Source organism: Methylobacterium mesophilicum SR1.6/6, assembly GCF_000364445.2.
Taxonomy (GTDB): domain Bacteria; phylum Pseudomonadota; class Alphaproteobacteria; order Rhizobiales; family Beijerinckiaceae; genus Methylobacterium; species Methylobacterium mesophilicum_A.
Map to the genome: position 1 here is coordinate 356132 of NZ_CP043538.1, position 18365 is coordinate 374496.

Sequence of the window (18365 nt, forward strand, 5' to 3'; positions counted from 1 at the left end):
CGTGTCCGTGTGATCGACCGGGCCCGAGGCCCGGGTGGGGGGCCGGAGGCTGCCGGGGGCCCCCGGCGCCGCCTCAGCGCGCGATCCGGCGGCGCTGCGCGGTCCCGGACGCCCAGTGGGGATCGACGAGGTTGCGGCGCGCGATCGCGGGTCCGGCCCGGTCGTGGAGCATCGGCGCCCCGAGGAGCTGCCCGGTCCCCAGGCGCTGCGAGTGGAGCGAGCGCGGGTCGTGATGGGGATCGTTCACGTAGGAGCTCATGTGGCCGCCGCCGGCGACCTGGCGGCTGCCGTCGCCGCCCTCGCCCGCCTGGGCGGAGATCGGCAGGACGAGGGCGCCGGCCAGGAGCCCCAGGGCAAGGCCGCGGGTGAAGCCGAAACGGGAGCCGGTCGGGAGGTGCCGTGGTGTGGTCATCGCGTTACCTCGCATGTTCGTCGTCTGGCCGAGGACACCGCATCCCGAGCCGATGATCCGAACATAAGCGTCGTCTTTCGAAGAGTATGTGCGCTTCAGCACAGTAAAACGACAAAAATTTTAATCCTTTATCTTGGTATTACTTGGTGCGTGGACGCACACCATGGACACCGCACGCCGTCGACGACGGGATTAAAGCGGATTCGGCGCTGTCAGCGCGAAGGCCTGCTGCGACGCGGGTCCGTCATCATGGGGCAGGCGAAGGAATGGGAGGCGATACGGCGCCGTCCAGATCATGTGGCCGCGCGCGGAGACGGCGGCGCCGAGGCCGGCCACCGGACGGGTTCGGGCCGGAGGCCGGGGGCGGGTCGATCACAGCGTGGCTGCGGGCGGCTGCGGGCGGCCGCGGGCGGCCGCGGAGCCTGCCGGCCGGCCGCGGAGGCCCGTCGGATCCCTCAGGCCGGGCGCGGCCGCGGCGGGGTCGCGTCGGCCTCCGCGGGCGGGGCGGGCAGGGGGCACGCCGCCACGTAGACGAATCCCGCCGCCTCGTAGGCGAGGCTGGCGGTGTTGCGTCCGGCCAGGCCGCGTTCCAGCAGGCGGGTGCCGAAGCCGCTCCGCGCGGGCGGCGCCACGGGCGGGCCGCCGCGCTCGCGCCACGTGATCCGCAGGGTCGGGGCGCCGGCATCGGTCTCCCGCACCCAGGACAGCGCCGCGCGGCCGCCCGGAACCGAGAGGGCGCCGTGCTTGACCGCGTTGGTGCACAGCTCGTGCAGGATCATCGTCAGCGCCAGCGCCCCCTCGGGCGGCAGCCGCAGGTCGGGGCCCGCCAGGGTGATGCGCGGCGTCGCGTCGTCGGCGGTCTCGCCCAGGGCGGTCTCGCCCAGGGCGGTCTCGCCCAGGGCGGTCTCACCCAGGGCGGTCTCACCCAGGGCGGTCTCACCCAGGAACGGGCGCAGGGCCTGATCGGCGATGCCGCGCAGGCCCGCGCTGGTCCAGCTCTCGCGGGTGAGGACGTCGTGGGCGCGCGACAGGGCGAGCAGCCGCGCCTCGAAGGCGTCCCGCCCGGCCGCGGCGCCGCCGCCGAGGTTCTTCAGGCTCTGCGCGGCCATCGACTGCACGGTGGCGAGGGTGTTCTTCACCCGATGGTTGAGTTCGTCGATCAGGAGCCGGTGGGCCTGCGCGCGCCGGGCCAGCTCGTCGGCGGCCGCCTCCAGGGCCTCGGCGATCATCGTGCCCTCGCGCACGAGGGAGCGGGGCAGCACCGGCAGCGGCTGGCCGCGGCCCAGCGCGCCGGCCGCGCCCGCCAGCTCCCGCAGCGGCCGGGCGATCAGGCCGGCGAGCAGCCACGCGAGCAAAGCCGCCGCGAGCGCCACCGCGCTGCCCGCCACCAGGATGTTTGCGCGCAGCGCCGTCGCCGAGGCCAGGGCCCGGTCGGCCGACTGGCGCACCACCACCTGCCAGCCGAGGCCGGGATAGTCGCGGTAGCCGGCCGTGCGCGCCTGCGCGCTCAGATAGGCGGCCCCGTCCGGCCAGGGGCCGACCCGGCTGGTGCCCTGCCGATCGAGGGGACGCCCGCCGGCCGGCACGGCCTGGGGCAGGGGCTGGGTCAAGGACCGGGGCTGGGGCGAAGGCAGGGAATCCCCCTGCAGGCCCGGCGGCCCCAGGAGGACGGCGCCGTCCCGGGACAGGATCAGGATCTCCGCGCCCTCGCGGTGGCCCCGGAGCGAGCCTTCGAGGGTGCGGGCCATGTCGCGCGCCCAGGTCCAGTCGAGATGCGCGGCCAGCACGCCGACGAGGCGTCCGTCCGCCGCCCGGACCGGGGCCGCGACGTCGACGAGGCGCAGGGGCTCGCGCGGGGCCGCCTCGTTCGATCCCGGTCCACGCGGGGTCAGCACCGCCTGCAGGAGCTTGGCCGGATGCACGTCCCCCACGAAGGGCGCCGCGCGGCCCGCGCGGAAATAGTCCCGGCCGGACACGTCCGCGCCCTCCAGCGCGCCGGTGCTGGTCACCGCGACGCGCCCGTCCGCGTCGATCAGCCCGATGATCGAGTAGGCCGGGTAGGTCGCCTGCATCCGTTCCATGAGGGCGCGCTTGGCGGCCGTGCCGGCCCCCGGATCGCGCAGGCTGTCCGAGGCGGCGGCGATCTGGATGTCGCGCCAGCGCTCGAACATGCCGAGGTCGAGGCTCCGCGCCATCTGGCCGGCGATCTCGGCGAGCTGGCCGCCGACCTCCGCCTCGAGGCGGCGCGTCGCCTCGCGGCTCACCAGGGCGGCGAGCGCCAGGGTGGCCAGGAAGCCGAGGGTGCCGAAACCCAGCGCCAGCACGACGCGCAGCCGCGGCGGCGCCCGGCGGCGCAGACCGGCCCGGCGCGCGGGATCGGCCTGCGCGGCCGCCGGGGGCGCCGCAGAAGGAGAGTCGGATCGCGCGATCGCCTGCATCCGACCTCCCGCGGATCCAGCCTGTGCCAGCCGACGGACTTCGCACCGCCAAGCTCTGCCGGGACACCTTCTGAGCACGCACGGCAGACCTCAGCAAGCCAGTATCGGGCCTCGGCGCCGCACTATTACTATCGAGAGTTGCAAATATGCACGCGGTCGGCCTCGAATCAGCGCGCCGGAGCCCGTCGCGGCAGAGCTACGATGGTCTCACGTCCCCATCGGAGAAGGACCGAACGGCTCCGCAGCGCGCCCTCCCCCCCCCCCCCTCTGCGGGGGAGGGTGGCCCCCGAAGGGCGTCGGGAGAGGGGAGCGCGACGGTGCAGGATTGAACGCTGGCCTTCATGAAACGCGCGCCCCTTCCGGAAGCCGGGTTCCCCCCTTGCGGGACTGCGTCCCGGCCCGACCCCTGCTGACGCAGGGGCCACCCTCCCCCGCAGAGGGGGGAGGGCGCGTGCCATGCCTGGACCGCCAGACCTGTCGACCGGACAACGATCCCGATGTGTGAACCCCCAAGCCCGGCAGGGTACCGGCAGCCTGCACCGGACCCGTCCGGCGTCAGAAGCCGGGCCACGCCCCCGGGATCGTGCCGCCGTACCCCCAGCCCGTGAAGGGCGGCGCCGCGACCCGTTCCCGCGTGGCCGGGGCGAAGACCTGGGCGAGGGGCCCCGGCGCCTGCCAGACCCGCCAGTCCCGCCGCGCCTCCCCGGCCATGCGGGCCAGGGTCCGGTCCATGTCGGACGCGGCCCGCGGGTGATGCCGTCCGGGATGGGGCCGTGCCTCAACCGAAGAAGCCGCCAGCAGCGCGACCGGAAGGATCAGGGCCGCGTGGCGAGCGCCTCGGAGCGTTTCTCGGAGGATCCCTCGGATCGGCTTGGGACCGGCGCGCATGGTTCGGGCTTGTCGGGAGGGGCCTGCACCGGCAGCTACGCCGGGACGGGCCCTCCGGTTCCGCAGACCGCCGCGGCGCACCTGCGCGCCTTGGGATTCCCGGACCCCCGGGATCCCCAGACCGCCCAAAACCCCGTAGAAGGCCTGACACCCGCACCCGAGACGACGCGAGCGCGAACGGCCCATGCCAGAGTCAGTGCCCGACCGGCCCGCCCCCGCATCCGACCCGGTGGCGCTCCTGGAGACGCTCATCGCCTTCGACACGGTGAGCGCCCGCTCGAACCTGCCGCTGATCGACTGGGCGGAGGCGTATTGCCGCCGCCACGGCGCCGCGGTGGAGCGGGTCCCGGACGCGACCGGCCGGAAGGCGGCGCTGCTGGTGAGCGTCGGCCCCTTCGAGACCCGCCCCGGCTACGTGCTCTCCGGCCACAGCGACGTGGTGCCGGCCGAGGGCCAGCCCTGGACGTCCGACCCGTTCAGCCTGCGGGAGGCGGGCGGCCGGCTCTACGGGCGGGGCACCTCCGACATGAAGGGGTTCCTGGCGGTCTGCCTCGCGCTCCTGCCCGAGATGGTCGCGGGCGCGCGCGCCACCCCGATCCACATCGCGATCTCGTACGACGAGGAGGTGGGCTGCCTGGGGGTGCGTCCGCTCATCGCCCGGATGCTGGAGCGCGTCCCGCGCCCGCTGGGCTGCTTCGTGGGCGAGCCCACCGGGATGGAGGTGGTGGTCGGCCACAAGGGCAAGTCGGCCGCCCGGCTCACCTTCCGGGGCAAGGCCAGCCACTCGGCCCTGGCGCCCCAGGGCGTCAACGCGGTGGAGTACGCCGCCCGGTTCATCGAGCACGTCCGGCTGTCCGCCGAGGCGCTCGTCCGGGACGGCGCCCGCGACCCGCTCTACGACGTGCCCCACACCACGGGCCTGTCGAGCGTGGTCCAGGGCGGCACGGCGCTCAACATCGTGCCCGACACCTGCAGCGTCGCGTTCGAGTACCGGGCGATCGGCGCGGACGATGCCGGGGCGCTGGCGGCGGCGGCGATCGCCTACGCCACCGATACGCTTGCGCCGCTGATGCGGGCGGTCGATCCGGCCTGCGGCGTCGATGTCGAGCCGCTGATCGACTATCCGGGCCTCGACACCGACCCGGAGGCGCCGATCGTGACCCTGGCCAAGCGGCTCGCCGGCCGGAACGGGCACGCCAAGGTCTCGTACGGCACCGAGGGCGGCCTGTTCGAGCGGCTCGGCGGCGTCCCCGCCGTGGTGATCGGCCCCGGCTCCATCGCCCGCGCCCACAGGGCCGACGAGTACGTCACCCGGGACGAACTGGAAGCCTGCGCGGGCTTCGTGCGGCGGCTGATCCGGGACTGCCGGGGCTGAGAACCCGGATTCGAAAGGTCGGGACCTTTCGCGGGTGCAGGGCGGAGCCCTGCGGCCGGGCCTTGCCCGGTGTCGCGCGAGGCGCGAGGCCGGGGCTCCGCCCCGGCACCCCGCCAAAGGGTCTCGGCCCTCTGGGAACCCCATGTCCGCGAGCGGAAACCCGCCCTAGATGCGGGATGGGCCGTCGGGGCCGGGTCGGAGTCGTCGTTACCGCATGGCCAGCCTCAGCGTCGCGATCGCGTTCGGCGTCCGCCTGCTCCTGGTGCTGCTGTTCCTGCCGTTCAGCGCGCTGGACAAGATCCTGAACTTCCGGGGCGCGGTCGGGCAGGCGCGGCAGGCCGTGCACGCGACCGCCCCCGCCACGGCGCTGATCCTGGTCGGGCTCGCCGTCGAGATCGGGATGTCGCTCTGCATCCTGACCGGCACCGCCGACCGGGCCGCCGCCTTCGTGCTGGCCGGCTATTGCGGCGTGACCGCGCTCCTGTGGAAGCAGTTCTGGGCGCCGGGCGACTTCTGGGCCGGCGGCAAGGGCCGCGAGCTGTTCTGGGACTTCTTGAAGAACTTCGCGCTGGCGGGGGGCTTCCTGCTCATCACCTTCGGCACCGGCGCCGGGACGGTCCAGGACTTCCTCGCCGACCCGCTCGGCTCGACCAACCCTTACGCGGCCGTCGACCGGGCCCGGCCGTAGCCGGACCCGGCGGTGGGATCTCAGCCCTTCGGCACGGTGGCTGCCATGGAGGGTCGGCGCTCGAACTCCGCGAACCACGCAGCGAGGGCCGGCCGTCCCTCCCGCCACGCGAGGTCGGGGAAGCGCAGGTCGAGGTAGCCCAGCGCGCAGGCCATCGCGACGGTGCCGATGTCGAGGGCCGGCCCGCCGGCCACCAGGGCCTCGAACCGGTCGAGCGCCGACCGGATCTTGCCGACCTGGCCGGCCTCCCAGGCGTCCCAGCGCCGCTCCTCCGGGCGCAGGACGCGCTCGTAGCGGGTCAGCAGCGCCGCATCGAGCAGGCCGTCGGCCAGCGCCTGCCGGGTCAGCGCGTCCCAGCGGGCGGCCCCCTCGGGGAACAGGCGCGGACCGGCCGAGAGGCCGTCGAGATACTCGCAGATCACCCGGCTGTCGTAGAGGGCGGTGCCGTCCTCCAGCACCAGCGCGGGGATCTTGCCCAGCGGGTTGTGGGCGGCGACCTCCGGGGCGGGCCCGGTCGGGGAGGCCCCGGCCGCGGTCACGGCGATCCGGTCGATCAGCCCGGTCTCGTGGGCGACGACCAGCACCTTGCGGGCGTAGGGGGAGGCGGGGGAGTAGAGGAGCTTCATCGGACCGTCCCGGTTGGGCGTAACGCCGTGATCGCGGCGCCGCGCGACCTTGCACCGATGCCGTGCCGAATCCAGCCCCGCTGCCGGGCGGTCAGGCCTTCCGCGCCGTCCCGGACCCGGCATGCACCACCGCCCGGTTCCGGCGCACCTGACGGGCGCGCTGGCGCCAGGCGAGGAGGGCGGTCGCCGTCCGGTCCAGGAGCAGCATGCACAGGCTGCCGACGATCGCCAGCACGCAGACGGCCCCGATCAGCACACCCCAGATCCCGGGCGCCGGGATGATCATCAGACACAGCAATCCGAACACCGCCGCGCCGGGTATCCACTTCGCCATCGCGCCGCCTGCCCGCTATCGAGGAAGGTGTCTTGTCGGCAGATCCTGCGTGATGAGGCTTAATACAGATTTTGTATACTATCCGTCGCGCCTGAATTCGCGCATTGAGGCGGGTTTCAGGCTAAATTCTGGTTTATCAATAGTAAAATCCGAGCGGATCGGTCCCGGCGTTCTCGGGCGCTCACGCCGTGACCGCACCGACGGGATTCGCGATGCCGATCGGATACGTTCCGTGGCCGGAGCGCACCTTGCCGTCCTCGAAGATCAGCACCTCGCTGACCCTGACGTCCTTCTGATTCCTGTACTGGATGACCAGGGTATCGATCCCGGCGAAGACATGGTCGATCGTGAAGTGCAGGTCCGGGATCACCGACAGGGCTTCCGACCAGTAACGGCGCAGGGCCGGCTTCCCCCGCACGATGCCGGCGGAGCCAGGCTGCAGCCTCAGGGCGCCCGGTGACGTGAAGACGGCGTCGTCGTGGAAATGCAGGAGCACGCGCTCCACGTCGTGCGCATTCCAGGCCTCGCACCAATCCTGCGCGAACGCGGTCCAATCCATCGCGGATCCTCCGGAAACAACGGCGTGACGGGAGCCGGTCGCATCGGCCCGGATGCTTATCGTGATCGGCGCGCGCGCGGGCAAGACGGGGACGAGGGGGGCGCAGGCCCGCACGTGCCCGCATGGTCCCGCATGGTCCCGCTCCGGGCCCGCCGGGCCGGGCGGCCTCGGCCGGGTGATGGCGCCGGGAAACGCCGCCCAGGGATTTCGCCGGACCGGTGACAGCGCGCACAGGCTGTCCGCGGAACGGGCAGGGTGCCGGGAATCCGGGCTTCTCGGCCGCGGCCGAATCGGCGTATCCAGGGGACAGCCCATCGCGACGATGCGGGAGAGACCGGGATCATCCCCACCAGAGGGAGGCCCGGCGCCGACGGAGCAACCGCCCCGGAAACTCTCAGGCACCGGAACCGTGTCGTCAGGGCGATCTGGAGAGTGGTGCAGCGGGCGAGCCCGTGGGCACCCGCCGAAGGGGACGTCCGCGCTTCGCCTCGCCAGGGCCGAGCCGGATCAAGCTCTCAGGCACCGGGACAGATGGGGCGCGCAACCGGCCGACCGCTCGAGGACGGCCTTCCCGCGTCCAGACGTTCCGGAGTCCCACCCATGACCCACATCGCCGTGATCGGCGCCGGCATCACCGGCGTGACGACCGCCTACGCGCTCGCCCAGCGCGGCTACCGCGTCACCGTCCTCGACCGGCAGCGCTACGCCGCCATGGAGACCTCCTTCGCCAATGGCGGCCAGCTCTCGGCCTGCAACGCCGAGGTGTGGAACAAGCTCTCCACGGTGATGCAGGGCCTGCGCTGGATGCTGCGCCGCGACGCGCCGCTGCTGATGAATCCCAAGCCCTCCTGGCACAAGCTGTCCTGGATGGCGGAGTTCGTCCGCGAGATCGTTCACTACCGCGAGAACACCGTGCAGACCGTGCGGCTGGCGCTGAAGGCCCGGGAGGCCCTGTTCGCCATGGCGGAGGCCGAGGGGATCGACTTCGACCTGAAGTCCCGCGGCATCCTGCACTTCTACCGCGACCGGGCGAGCTTCGAGAAGGCCACGGCGGTCAACGCCCTGCTGCGGGAGGGAGGTCTCGAGCGCTATGCCGTGACCCCGGAGGAGATCCGCGCCATCGAGCCGACGCTCGCCGGCACCTATCACGGCGGCTACTTCACGCCGTCGGACGCCACCGGCGACATCCACAAATTCACCCGCGGCCTCGCGGCCGCGTGCGCGCGCAAGGGCGTCCGCTTCATCCAGGACGCCGACGTCGCGACGATCGCGCCGGAGGAGGGGGACTACGCCGTCAGGTGGCGTGGAGCGGGTCAGCCGGCCGGCGACGCGGAGATCCTGCGGGCCGACGCGGTGGTGATCTGCGCGGGCTGCGCCAGCCGGCGCTTCGCCGCCATGTTGGGCGACCGGGTCAACGTCTATCCGGTGAAGGGCTACTCGATCACCGTGAACCTGCTGACCCCGGAAGCGCAGCGGGCGGCGCCCGAGGTGAGCATCCTCGACGAGGCGGCCAAGATCGTCACCAGCCGCCTCGGCGACGAGCGCCTGCGTGTCGCCGGCACCGCCGAGTTCAACGGCTTCAACCGCGACATCCGCCACGACCGGATCCAGCCGCTGGTCGACTGGACCCGGGAGCAGTTCCCCCTGGTCGACACCGACCGGGTGGTCGCCTGGAGCGGCCTGCGCCCGATGCTGCCGAACATGCTGCCCAAGGTTGGCCGTGGCAGCCGGCCTGGCGTCTTCTACAACACCGGTCACGGCCATCTCGGCTGGACCCTCTCGGGCGCCACCGCCGAACTCGTCGCCGGGGCGATCGCCGCCGAGCACGCCCCGGAGTCGACGGTCCTGCCGCTCGCGGCCTGAGCCTCCCGGGTTTCGAAGGGCGCCGCCCATCTCGACCCGCATCGGCCCGGATTGCGGCGCGCCGTCCTCTCCCCGGAAAGGGAGGCGCGCCGACCAAGATTATTTTGTATTATCCTCCCGAGCCGCCCCGGAACCGAGCCGCTATGCCCCCGTCCGTCGCCTATCTCGACCCCGCCACCGGCGCGACCTACCCGATCGAGACGCCCCGCTGGCGCTCGGAGACGGGTGGTCCGCTGATGATCACCGACCTGCCGGGGATCGGGCGCGGGGAGATCGACACGGGCCGGCGCTCCCTCTGGCGCTACGCCGCCGCGCTGCCGGTGCCGGTGGCCGACCCCGTCACGCTCGGGGAGGGCTGCACCCCGCTGGTGCGCCGGCCCTGGCAAGGCGGCCACGCCCATTTCAAGCTCGAGTGGTTCGCGCCCTCCGGCAGCTTCAAGGACCGGGGCGCCGCCGTGATGCTGTCGATCCTGCGCCAGCAGGGGATCGACGCCGTGCTTGAGGATTCCTCCGGGAACGGCGGCGCCGCGGTGGCGACCTACGCGGCCGCCGCCGGGATGCGGGCCAAGATCCTGGTCCCGGCCTCGACCTCGCCGGCCAAGACCGTCCAGATGCGGGCCGCCGGCGCCGAGGTCGAGCTGATCCCCGGCACCCGCCAGGACACGGCCGACGCCGCGGTCGGCCAAGCGGCGTCGATCTTCTACGCCAGCCACAATTGGCAGGCCCACTTCCTCCAGGGGACCAAGACGCTCGCCTACGAGCTGTGGGAGGATCTGGGCTTCGCCGCGCCCGACGCCGTGATCATCCCGTGCGGGGCGGGCAGCAACATCCTCGGTTGCGACATCGGCTTCTCGGAGCTGCTGCGCCGGGGGGAGATCGCCCGCCTGCCGCGGCTCTACGCGGTCCAGCCGGCCCACTGCGCCCCCCTGCACGCGGGTTTCGAGGCCGGCGCGGAGGATTTCGTGCCGGTGACGCCCCGCCCGACCCTCGCGGAGGGCGCCTCGATCGCCCAGCCGGTCCGCGGCCGGGAGGTGCTGGCGGCGCTCCGCCGGTCCGGTGGCGGCACCGTGGCGGTCTCCGAGGAATCCATCGAGGCGGCCCTGATGGAGCTCGCCCGGTCGGGCCTCTACGTCGAGCCCACCTGCGCCATGGCGGCGGCGGCGCTCACCGACCTCACCGCGCGCGGCGCGATCCGGCCTGGTGAGACCACCGTGGTGGTGCTCACCGGCACCGGCATCAAGGCGACGCCGCGCATCGCCGAGCTTCTGGGCCTCGCTCCGTAATCCGGGGCCCCCGCCACGAGATCCGCACGCGATCAGGAGGATACACCATGCGCAACAACATCCCCGCCACCGTCGGGATGCCGGTCGAGGAGGTGGATACCCCCTGCCTGCTGGTCGACCTCGACGCCCTCGAGCGCAACGTCGATACGCTCGGCCGCTTCATGAAGGAGCACGGCCTGCGCCACCGGGCGCATGCCAAGACCCACAAGTCGTCCGACATCACGGTCCTGCAGATCGAGCGGGGCGGGGCCTGCGGCGTCTGCTGCCAGAAGGTCAGCGAGGCCGAGGCGCTGGTGAGCGCCGGCATCCGCGACGTGCTGGTCTCCAACCAGGTGGTGGCGCCGAAGAAGATCGAGCGCCTCGCGGCGCTCGCCACCCGCGCGCGGGTGCTGGTCTGCGTCGACGACCTCGGCAACGTCGACGACCTCTCGGCGGCGGCGGTCCGGTACGGCGTCACCCTCGAGTGCCTTGTGGAGATCGACGTCGGCGCCGGCCGCTGCGGCGTCGCGCCGGGCGAGCCCGCTCTGGCGATCGCGAAGAAGATCGCGGCGGCGCCGGGCCTGCGCTTCGCGGGCCTGCAGGCCTATCAGGGCAAGGCCCAGCACGTGCGCGATTTCGGCGAGCGGAAGGCCCTGATCCAGACGGCGATCGACGAGACGAAGCGCACCGTCGACCTGCTCAAGGCCGAGGGGCTCGACTGCGCCATCGTGGCGGGGGCCGGCACCGGCAGCTTCGCCATGGAGGGCGGCAGCGGCGTCTACAACGAGCTGCAATGCGGCTCCTACGTCTTCATGGACGCCGACTACCAGCGGGTGAAGGACGCGGACGGGCGGCCGATCGCGGAGTTCGAGAACAGCCTGTTCATCTACACGGCGATCATGAGCAAGGCGAAGGCGGATGTCGCTATCTGCGATGCCGGCCTCAAGGCGCAGAGCATCGACAGCGGCCTGCCGGTGGTCTTCGGCCGGGACGACGTCGAGTACGTCAAGTGCTCGGACGAGCACGGGGTGATCAGCGATCCCGGCAACGTGCTGAAGCTCAACGAGCGCCTGAAGCTGATCCCCGGCCATTGCGACCCGACGGTCAACGTCTACGACTGGTATGTCGGCGTGCGGAACGGCCGCGTCGAGGCGATCTGGCCGGTGACCGCCCGCGGTATGACCCTGTAGGGGTTTCCGAGGGGCCCCGGCCCCTCGGCGGGATATCGGGGCAGGGCCCCGACGCTCGGGCCTCGCCCGAGAGCAGGGCTCTGCCCTGCACCCGCAAAAGGTCTCGACCTTTTGAAACCATGACTTTGGAGATCTTCACGCCATGCGCTTCATTTCGGAGGAGGAATCGGCCGCGTTGGTCGATCACGCCATGGCGTTCGACGCGGCCCGCGAGGCGCTGATCGCCGCGGTGGCGCCGGGCACGACCCTGTTCCCGGCGGTGCTCGGCCACGGCTCGGAGCCGGCCAACCGGTTCTCGATCAAGTCGGGCTCGACCGCCGACTATGCCGGCCTGAAGGTCGGCTCGTTCTGGCCCGGCAATCCGGACCGGGGCCTGCCGCGGCACAATTCGGTGATCCTGCTGTTCGATCAGGATGTCGGCCGCGTCGATACGGTGATCGAGGCGGGCCGCGTCAACGCCTACCGGACCGCCGCCGCCGACGCGGTGGCGGCGAGCGTCCTGGCGCGGCCGGATTCGGCGGTGCTGGCGGTGTTCGGGGCCGGCAACCAGGCCGAGTTCGAGTGCGCGGCGCTCGCCCGGGTCCTGCCGATCGATACCGTGCTGGTGGTCGCCCGGGACGCCGCCAAGGTCGCGGGGTTCGCCGCGCGTTTGGCAGGGCAGGGGGCCTCGGGGATCGCAGTGCGGGCGGCCTCCGCCCAGGAGGCCTGCGCGGCCGCCGACGTGATCGTCACGGCGACGCCGGCCCGCGCGCCGCTCTTCGAGGTCGGCTGGGTCCGCCCCGGTACCCACGTCGCCGCCATGGGGGCGGATGCCAAGGGCAAACAGGAACTGCCCCCGGCCCTGCTGGAGCGTGCAACCCTGTTCTGCGACCTGCCGGAGCAGTCGCGCACCATCGGCGAGTTCCAGCACGCCTCCGCGCTGGCTCAAGGAGGCCTCACGGCGCTCGGCGACGTGCTGCGGCTCGGGGAGGGGGGCCGGACGGACCGGGACCAGATCACCGTGTTCGATTCCTCCGGTATCGCCCTGCAGGACCTGACCATCGCCCGGGCGATCCTCGCCAAAGCCGACGCGCGCTTGTAGGGGAGGGCCGGCGCCGGCCCTCCCCGCCCCGGCGGAGGACGGCATGCAGGATAGGCAGATCCGGGTCATCGGCATCGGCACGGGCGATCCCGAGCACCTGACCCTCCAGGCGGTACGGGCGCTCGCCGACGTCGACGCGGTGTTCGTCCTCGACAAGCGCGCCGAGACCGCCGACCTCGTCGAGATTCGTCGGCGGATCTGCGCGGCCCATATCCGGAAACCCCATCTGGTGATCGCCGTGGAGGATCCGCCCCGGGAGCGCCGCCCGGTCGATTACGGCAGCACCGTCGCGGCCTGGCACGCGGCCCGGGCCGAGCGGCTGGAAGCGGCCTTCGCGACCCATCTGGCGCCGGGGGCGGTGGGGGCGATCCTGGCCTGGGGCGATCCGGCCCTCTACGACAGCGTGCTGCGCATCCTCGACCGCATCGCCGCCCGCGGGCAGGTCGCCTTCACCCGCACGGTGATCCCAGGCCTGTCCAGCGTGCAGGTGCTCGCCGCCCGCCACGGGGTACCGCTGAACGGCATCGGCGGGTCGGTGCTGATCACCACCGGCCGGCGCCTCGCCGCGGGATGGCCGGCGGAGGCGGAGAGCGTCGTGGTGATGCTCGACGGCGACCCGGCCTTCGGCCATCTTGACCCGGACCTGACCATCTACTGGGGCGCCCATCTCGGCGGTCCGGACGAGATTCTGGTTTCCGGCCGGCTGGGCGATGTGGGCGACGAGATCCGCCGGATCCGGGCAGAGGCGCGCGTCCGCCATGGCTGGATCATGGATATCTACCTGCTGCGCCGTGACCCCGCCGCCACGGACAGGGCCGGCGCAGCCGGCTAGACCGCCGCCATGCTGCGCCTGCGGGACTACCAGCGCGCCAGCCTCGACGCGCTCTCGGCCGCCTGGGCGCGGGGAGGGGCGGACGAGGCGGCGCCCGGCCACCTGATCGTGCTGCCCACCGGCGCCGGCAAGGCGCTCGTGATCGCGGCGCTGGCCCGGGAGACCCTGGAGGAGAACCCCCTCGCCCGGGTGGCGATCGTCACCCACAGCCGCGAGCTGGTCGCCCAGAACTTTTGCGAGCTGACGGACTTCTGGCCGGAGGCGCCGGCCGGGATCTTCTCCGCCGGGCTCGGGCGGCGGGAGGCCAACGCGCAGGTGTTGGTCTGCGGCATCCAGTCGGTGGCCGACCGTCTCGACGCTGTGGGCCCGCGCGACCTCGTCATCGTCGACGAGGCGCATCTGATCCCCCGCGCCGCCGACACCCGCTACGGCCGGTTCCTGGCCGGCCTGCGGGCGATGACCCCCGGGCTGCGCGTGGCGGGCTTTACCGCGACCCCCTACCGCTTCGATTCGGGCCGCCTCGACGAAGGTGCGCACCGGCTCTTCGCCGGCATCGCCTACGAGGCGGACACGTTCACGCTGATCCGGCGCGGCTTCCTGGCCCCCCTCGTCTCGAAGGCGACGCTTACGCAACTGGACGTCTCCGGTGTCGGTCGGCGTGGGGGCGACTACATCCCGGGGGAGCTGGAGGCCGCGGTGAACCGCGACTGGATCACCCGCGCCGCCGTGTCGGAACTCGCGGACTACGGGCGTCGGCGCCGGGCGTGGCTCGCCTTCTGCGCGGGCCTTGCCCATGCCGATGCGGTGCGCGACGCCGTGCGGGCGGAGGGCTATACCTGCGAGAGCGTCTCGGGGGAGACATCCCGCCGGGAGCGGGACCGGATCGTGGCGGCGTTCCGGGCCGGACACATCCGTTGCCTGACCTCGGTCGGCGTGCTCGGTACCGGCTTCAACGTGCCGGAGGTCGATCTGGTGGCGCTGCTTCGCCCGACCCGCAGCACCGGGCTCTACGTGCAGCAGGTCGGCCGGGCGCTCCGCTGCGCCCCCGGCAAGGCCGACGCGCTGATCCTCGATTATGCCGGGCTGGTGCGGATGCATGGGCCGGTGGACGCCGTAACGGTCCGGAGCGCCACGCAGGGCCTGGGTGGGGCAGGGGCCTCGCGCGCCAAGCCCTGCCCCGGCTGCGGCGCTCTGATCGCGCTGAACGCCTCAACCTGCGAGGCCTGCTGGACCGAGCCGGAGGTGGATGCGGACCGGGACGCCCCGCACGAGGCCACGGCGGACGATGAGCTGCAGATCCTCTCGGCCGACTCCGGCGATCCCTTGCCCAACGGTTCTGCCGGCGGCCTCGGGCCGACCGGCCCTGATCCCGAAGCCCCGTCCCCGGATGCGCCTTGGCACCCGGTGACGGCCCTGAGCCTGGAGCCCGCGCCGGACGGACTCGACCTCGTGCTCGGCTGGCGGGACGGCGCCACCGAGGTGGCGTGGCGCGTGCGCCTGCGGCCCGAGGGCCGCGGCTACGAGCGGGAGAAGGCGGTCGCGTGGTGGCGCGGCCTCGGGGGCGGCCGGGACGCCCCGATGGACGCGGCCGGGTTCCTGGAGGGTGTCGACGCCCTCAGCCGGCCGGCGGCGATCCGGATCCAGCCGGGCCGGCTGTCGGAGCAGATCGCCTGCCGGACAGCGGACGGCCGGATCCTGGGCGACGTGCGCCGTCTGTCCGGGTGCGCCGCGTGAAACCGCCGGAGACCGGTCGGGATCTTCGCTAGATCTCCGCGGGATCTTTCTGCAAGGCCGTCGCGGGGAGGGGCCTCGGACCGCCCTCGCCCGATCCAGTGGCGCGATCACGGCGAGCCGAGATCGACCGTGGGAGATCTGAATGGACGCGCGTGGCCCGCGCAGGCAGAAACGCATGCGACCGTCCCGTCAGCGGGCATGGGCAGGGAACGGCCCGGACCCACTGCCGCAGTCGTCCGTCTGGCATGCCAACCCCCCCCTCACCCGATTAGGGTTCAGCGTTGAGTTCCATAATATATCTTATGCGAACGCCGGCCATGGGTCCGGGACGGCTCCGCGAGTGGCTCGCGATCTGCGTTTGGCGCGCGATTCGCCGACCGCCTGGATGCGAAGCGTCTGCAGGTCTTAGGTTCCGGGTGATCCGGTCGGTGGGATCGTCCGGCTTGGGCGGGAGCGGCTGCAACGGCGCGGATCCGTGCCGCGTCTTCGATCGGGCGAGGGCGGTGCAGTCCCCTCCCCGCGGCACGTGCGGTCGTCCTCGCGAGAGCGAAGCGGAGCATCCCGGGCCGTGCAGGCCAGCCGCGCAGGGTCGACCCGTGGCGGTGACCGGCAGGCAGCCCGCGGCTTCGCGGCTTGACCGGGCGAGGGCGGGCGAAGTCCCCTGCCCGGCTCCGGTTCAAGCAACAGCCCCAAGGCTTTCGGCGGGTCGGAGGGCGCCGGACGAAGCCGTTACCGCGCCGGCCGCTTTCCCGGACGCATGGAGCGGCAGCGGAACGCGACCTGGTTCCAGCACAAGAGGTCGCGAAGCAACCGCATGAGGCGTGTTGCGATCGCGACGGCGCGTGCTGCCCGACCCCGCTCCAGGCATCGCCGCGCTGTCCGAAGGGCTCCTTCCGAGGCCTGTGCCGCGCGGCGGTCCCTCGGGAGCAAGCGTGGATGGGAGGACCGTCCCTCCACGCGTGCGCATCCCTGTCCGGGTGCCGTGTCCGGGTCCGCGAAAAACGCTCCAAATGCCTGTCCATGACAGCCTTTTCCCGCCGGAGCGGCCTTCACCGCGGCGAAAATATCTTAAGCTCCGCCCGTACGCCGGCGTCAGACCGGCGGCCGGGACACGGTGGAGGAGAAGGATGCCGGACCAGAACCTCGCGAGAGGCGCGTTCGTCGTGGCGGTCGCCCTGTTCTTCGGTCTGGGGGCGCTGCGCTACCCCATCGGCACGCTGGCGCGGACCGGACCAGGCCTGTTCCCGGTGATCGTGAGCGGGCTGCTCCTCGTGCTCGGCCTGCTCATGCTCGTGCAGTCCCGTCTCGCCGCCCGGGAGCCGCTTCAGTTCAACGTCGGCAAGATCGCCCTCGTGATGCTGGGGCTCGGCGGCTTCGTCGTCGTCGCCCGATACGTCAGCATGCTGCCGGCGATCCTCGTGCTGGTCTTCGTCGTGTCGTATGCCGGCACGGCGCCGTCGTGGCGGCGCAGTCTCGGGATCTCGGCCGGGCTGGCGGTGATCGCCTTCCTGTTCCAGCGCTTCCTCGGGCTGAACCTGAGGCTGGTCTGATGGAGATCCTCCAGAACCTCGCCTTCGGCTTCGAGCACGCCCTCACCCTCGAAAACCTGCTCTATTGCGCGCTGGGCTGCGTCATCGGCACGCTGGTCGGGCTGCTGCCGGGCCTGGGGCCGCTGGCCACGATCAGCCTGCTCCTGCCCCTCACCTACTCCATCCCGCCGGGCGGCGCGCTCATCATGCTGGCGGGCATCTATTACGGCGCGCAGTACGGCGACAGCGTCAGCGCCATCACCATGCGGATCCCGCACGCGAGCAGCATCGTGGCCTGCATTGACGGGTACCAGATGACGCTGAAGGGCAAGACCGGCCTGGCGCTGTTCACCGCGGGCGTGTCGAGCTTCATCGGCGGCACCGTGGCGATCGTAGTGCTGGCCGGGCTCGCGCCGAGCCTGGGGGAGGTGGCGCTTCTGTTCGGACCCGCCGATTACTGCGCGCTGATGCTGCTCGGCTTCGTCTGCGTCAGCGTCGTCAGCAGCGGCAGCCTCCTGCGCGGCCTGTCCATGTGCCTCATCGGCGTGCTGCTCGGCCAAGTCGGCACCGACCTGGAGACCGGGACGCCGCGCTTCACCTTCGACCTGCCCTTCCTGGTCGACGGGATCAGCCTCGTCAGCGTGGCGCTCGGCTGCTTCGGCATCGCCGAGATCACAAAGAATCTCGACAGCGGCTCGGAGCGCACGCCCTTCAATGGCCGGATCAACCTCATGCCGACCTGGCCGGAATTCAAGCGCATCCTCCCGAGCGCGCTGCGCGGCAGCGCTGTCGGCTCCCTGCTCGGCATCCTGCCCGGCGGCGGCCCCACCATCGCGCAATTCGCCGCCTACGCCGTCGACAAGAAGGTGAGCAAGTACCGCCACGAGATCGGCTCCGGGTCGATCGAGGGCGTGGCGGGTCAGGCGGCGGCCGATGAGGCGGCCGCCCGCACGAGCTTCATCCCGCTCATGAGCATCGGCATCCCGGAGAACGCCGTGATGGCGCTGATGATGGCGGCCTTCATCATCAAGGGCATCCAGCCCGGCCCCAACATGATCGCCAAGCACCCGGACCTGTTCTGGGGTCTTGTCGCCAGCATGTGGATCGGCAACTGCTTCCTGCTGATCATCAACGTGCCGCTGGTGCGGTTCTGGCTGTCGGTCTTCAAGATCCCCTACGCGGTGCTGTTCCCGTCGATCCTGTTCTTCTGCTGCATCGGCACGTTCAGCGTGAACAACAACCTGGACGACATCTATATCACGGCGGCCTTCGGCTTCCTGGGCTACGTGATGATGCGCCTCGCCCTGGATCCGGCCCCGCTGATGCTCGGCTTCATCCTCGGCCCGATGCTCGAGGAGAACTTCCGCCGCGCCATGCTCCTGAGCCGCGGCAGCCTCACGGTGTTCATCACACGGCCGATCGCGGGGGGCCTGCTCGCGCTGATCGCCGCGATGGTGGTCTGGCAACTCATCCGCGTGCTGTCCCGGCGCAAAGCACGGACCGCGACCGCCCCGGAGGCGTCCGGATCGTTGACGGGCGGCCCGACCTGAGGTC

16 protein-coding genes and 2 riboswitches are annotated in these 18365 nt (G+C 72.3%); of the genes, 10 read left to right on the forward strand and 6 right to left on the reverse strand.

Annotated features, from left to right (window positions below):
* Positions 1 to 73 precede the first annotated feature (73 nt).
* From MMSR116_RS01705 to MMSR116_RS31655, 3 genes are all read right to left on the reverse strand, one after another.
* Positions 74 to 412, reverse strand: a complete 339-nt coding sequence (locus MMSR116_RS01705) for a hypothetical protein (protein WP_010687363.1) — start codon at positions 410 to 412, stop codon at positions 74 to 76.
* A gap of 455 nt (positions 413 to 867) precedes the next feature.
* Positions 868 to 2850: a sensor histidine kinase gene (locus MMSR116_RS01710; RefSeq protein WP_010687362.1), complete on the reverse strand. Its 1983-nt coding sequence runs from the start codon at positions 2848 to 2850 to the stop codon at positions 868 to 870.
* 555 nt (positions 2851 to 3405) lie between these two features.
* Positions 3406 to 3582 (reverse strand): hypothetical protein, encoded by a 177-nt coding sequence (locus tag MMSR116_RS31655; RefSeq protein WP_244625589.1) that lies wholly within the window; start codon positions 3580 to 3582, stop codon positions 3406 to 3408.
* A gap of 340 nt (positions 3583 to 3922) precedes the next feature.
* Between MMSR116_RS31655 and argE the strand changes: the two genes are divergently transcribed.
* A complete protein-coding gene (gene argE, locus MMSR116_RS01720) occupies positions 3923 to 5113 on the forward strand; it encodes an acetylornithine deacetylase (protein ID WP_010686392.1) in 1191 nt (396 codons plus the stop codon).
* 214 nt (positions 5114 to 5327) lie between these two features.
* Positions 5328 to 5801, forward strand: coding sequence for a DoxX family membrane protein (locus MMSR116_RS01725; protein ID WP_039894435.1), 474 nt, complete (start codon positions 5328 to 5330; stop codon positions 5799 to 5801).
* Between the two features lie 20 nt (positions 5802 to 5821).
* Here the strand turns inward: MMSR116_RS01725 and MMSR116_RS01730 are convergent, their stop codons facing one another.
* The 3 genes from MMSR116_RS01730 to MMSR116_RS01740 all read right to left on the reverse strand — a co-directional run bounded on the left by MMSR116_RS01730 (position 5822) and on the right by MMSR116_RS01740 (position 7320).
* On the reverse strand, positions 5822 to 6427 hold the full coding sequence (locus tag MMSR116_RS01730; protein WP_010686394.1) for a glutathione S-transferase: 606 nt from the start codon (positions 6425 to 6427) through the stop codon (positions 5822 to 5824).
* Positions 6428 to 6518: 91 nt separating this feature from the next.
* The gene (locus MMSR116_RS01735) at positions 6519 to 6761 is read right to left on the reverse strand and encodes a hypothetical protein (protein WP_010686395.1); all 243 of its coding nucleotides are present in this window, start codon (positions 6759 to 6761) and stop codon (positions 6519 to 6521) included.
* A 181-nt stretch (positions 6762 to 6942) separates the two neighbouring features.
* On the reverse strand, positions 6943 to 7320 hold the full coding sequence (locus MMSR116_RS01740) for a nuclear transport factor 2 family protein (protein ID WP_010686396.1): 378 nt from the start codon (positions 7318 to 7320) through the stop codon (positions 6943 to 6945).
* Positions 7321 to 7635: 315 nt separating this feature from the next.
* Positions 7636 to 7740: riboswitch (glycine riboswitch) on the forward strand.
* A 3-nt stretch (positions 7741 to 7743) separates the two neighbouring features.
* A riboswitch (glycine riboswitch) is annotated at positions 7744 to 7853 on the forward strand.
* 67 nt (positions 7854 to 7920) lie between these two features.
* On the opposite strand from MMSR116_RS01740, the gene MMSR116_RS01745 reads away from it, so the two are divergent.
* The 8 genes from MMSR116_RS01745 (at position 7921) to MMSR116_RS01780 (ending at position 18361) form a co-directional block, all read left to right on the forward strand.
* The gene (locus tag MMSR116_RS01745) at positions 7921 to 9183 is read left to right on the forward strand and encodes a D-amino acid dehydrogenase (RefSeq protein ID WP_010686397.1); all 1263 of its coding nucleotides are present in this window, start codon (positions 7921 to 7923) and stop codon (positions 9181 to 9183) included.
* Positions 9184 to 9326: 143 nt separating this feature from the next.
* Entirely contained in the window at positions 9327 to 10466 is a 1140-nt protein-coding gene (locus MMSR116_RS01750) for a pyridoxal-phosphate dependent enzyme (RefSeq protein ID WP_010686398.1), read from the forward strand.
* A gap of 47 nt (positions 10467 to 10513) precedes the next feature.
* Complete coding sequence (locus tag MMSR116_RS01755) at positions 10514 to 11635, forward strand: DSD1 family PLP-dependent enzyme (protein WP_010686399.1); 1122 nt, start codon at positions 10514 to 10516, stop codon at positions 11633 to 11635.
* A 142-nt stretch (positions 11636 to 11777) separates the two neighbouring features.
* Positions 11778 to 12716 carry an ornithine cyclodeaminase family protein gene (locus tag MMSR116_RS01760; protein WP_010686400.1) on the forward strand — a complete coding sequence of 313 codons (939 nt, stop codon included), beginning with the start codon at positions 11778 to 11780 and terminating at the stop codon, positions 12714 to 12716.
* A 43-nt stretch (positions 12717 to 12759) separates the two neighbouring features.
* Entirely contained in the window at positions 12760 to 13548 is a 789-nt protein-coding gene (gene cobF / locus MMSR116_RS01765; RefSeq protein ID WP_010686401.1) for a precorrin-6A synthase (deacetylating), read from the forward strand.
* Between the two features lie 9 nt (positions 13549 to 13557).
* Positions 13558 to 15282 carry a DEAD/DEAH box helicase gene (locus MMSR116_RS01770; protein ID WP_010686402.1) on the forward strand — a complete coding sequence of 575 codons (1725 nt, stop codon included), beginning with the start codon at positions 13558 to 13560 and terminating at the stop codon, positions 15280 to 15282.
* A gap of 1127 nt (positions 15283 to 16409) precedes the next feature.
* Positions 16410 to 16832, forward strand: a complete 423-nt coding sequence (locus MMSR116_RS01775; RefSeq protein WP_010686404.1) for a tripartite tricarboxylate transporter TctB family protein — start codon at positions 16410 to 16412, stop codon at positions 16830 to 16832.
* The gene (locus MMSR116_RS01780; RefSeq protein WP_010686405.1) at positions 16832 to 18361 is read left to right on the forward strand and encodes a tripartite tricarboxylate transporter permease; all 1530 of its coding nucleotides are present in this window, start codon (positions 16832 to 16834) and stop codon (positions 18359 to 18361) included. Before MMSR116_RS01775 ends, MMSR116_RS01780 begins: the two co-directional genes overlap by 1 nt.
* Positions 18362 to 18365: the final 4 nt, after the last annotated feature.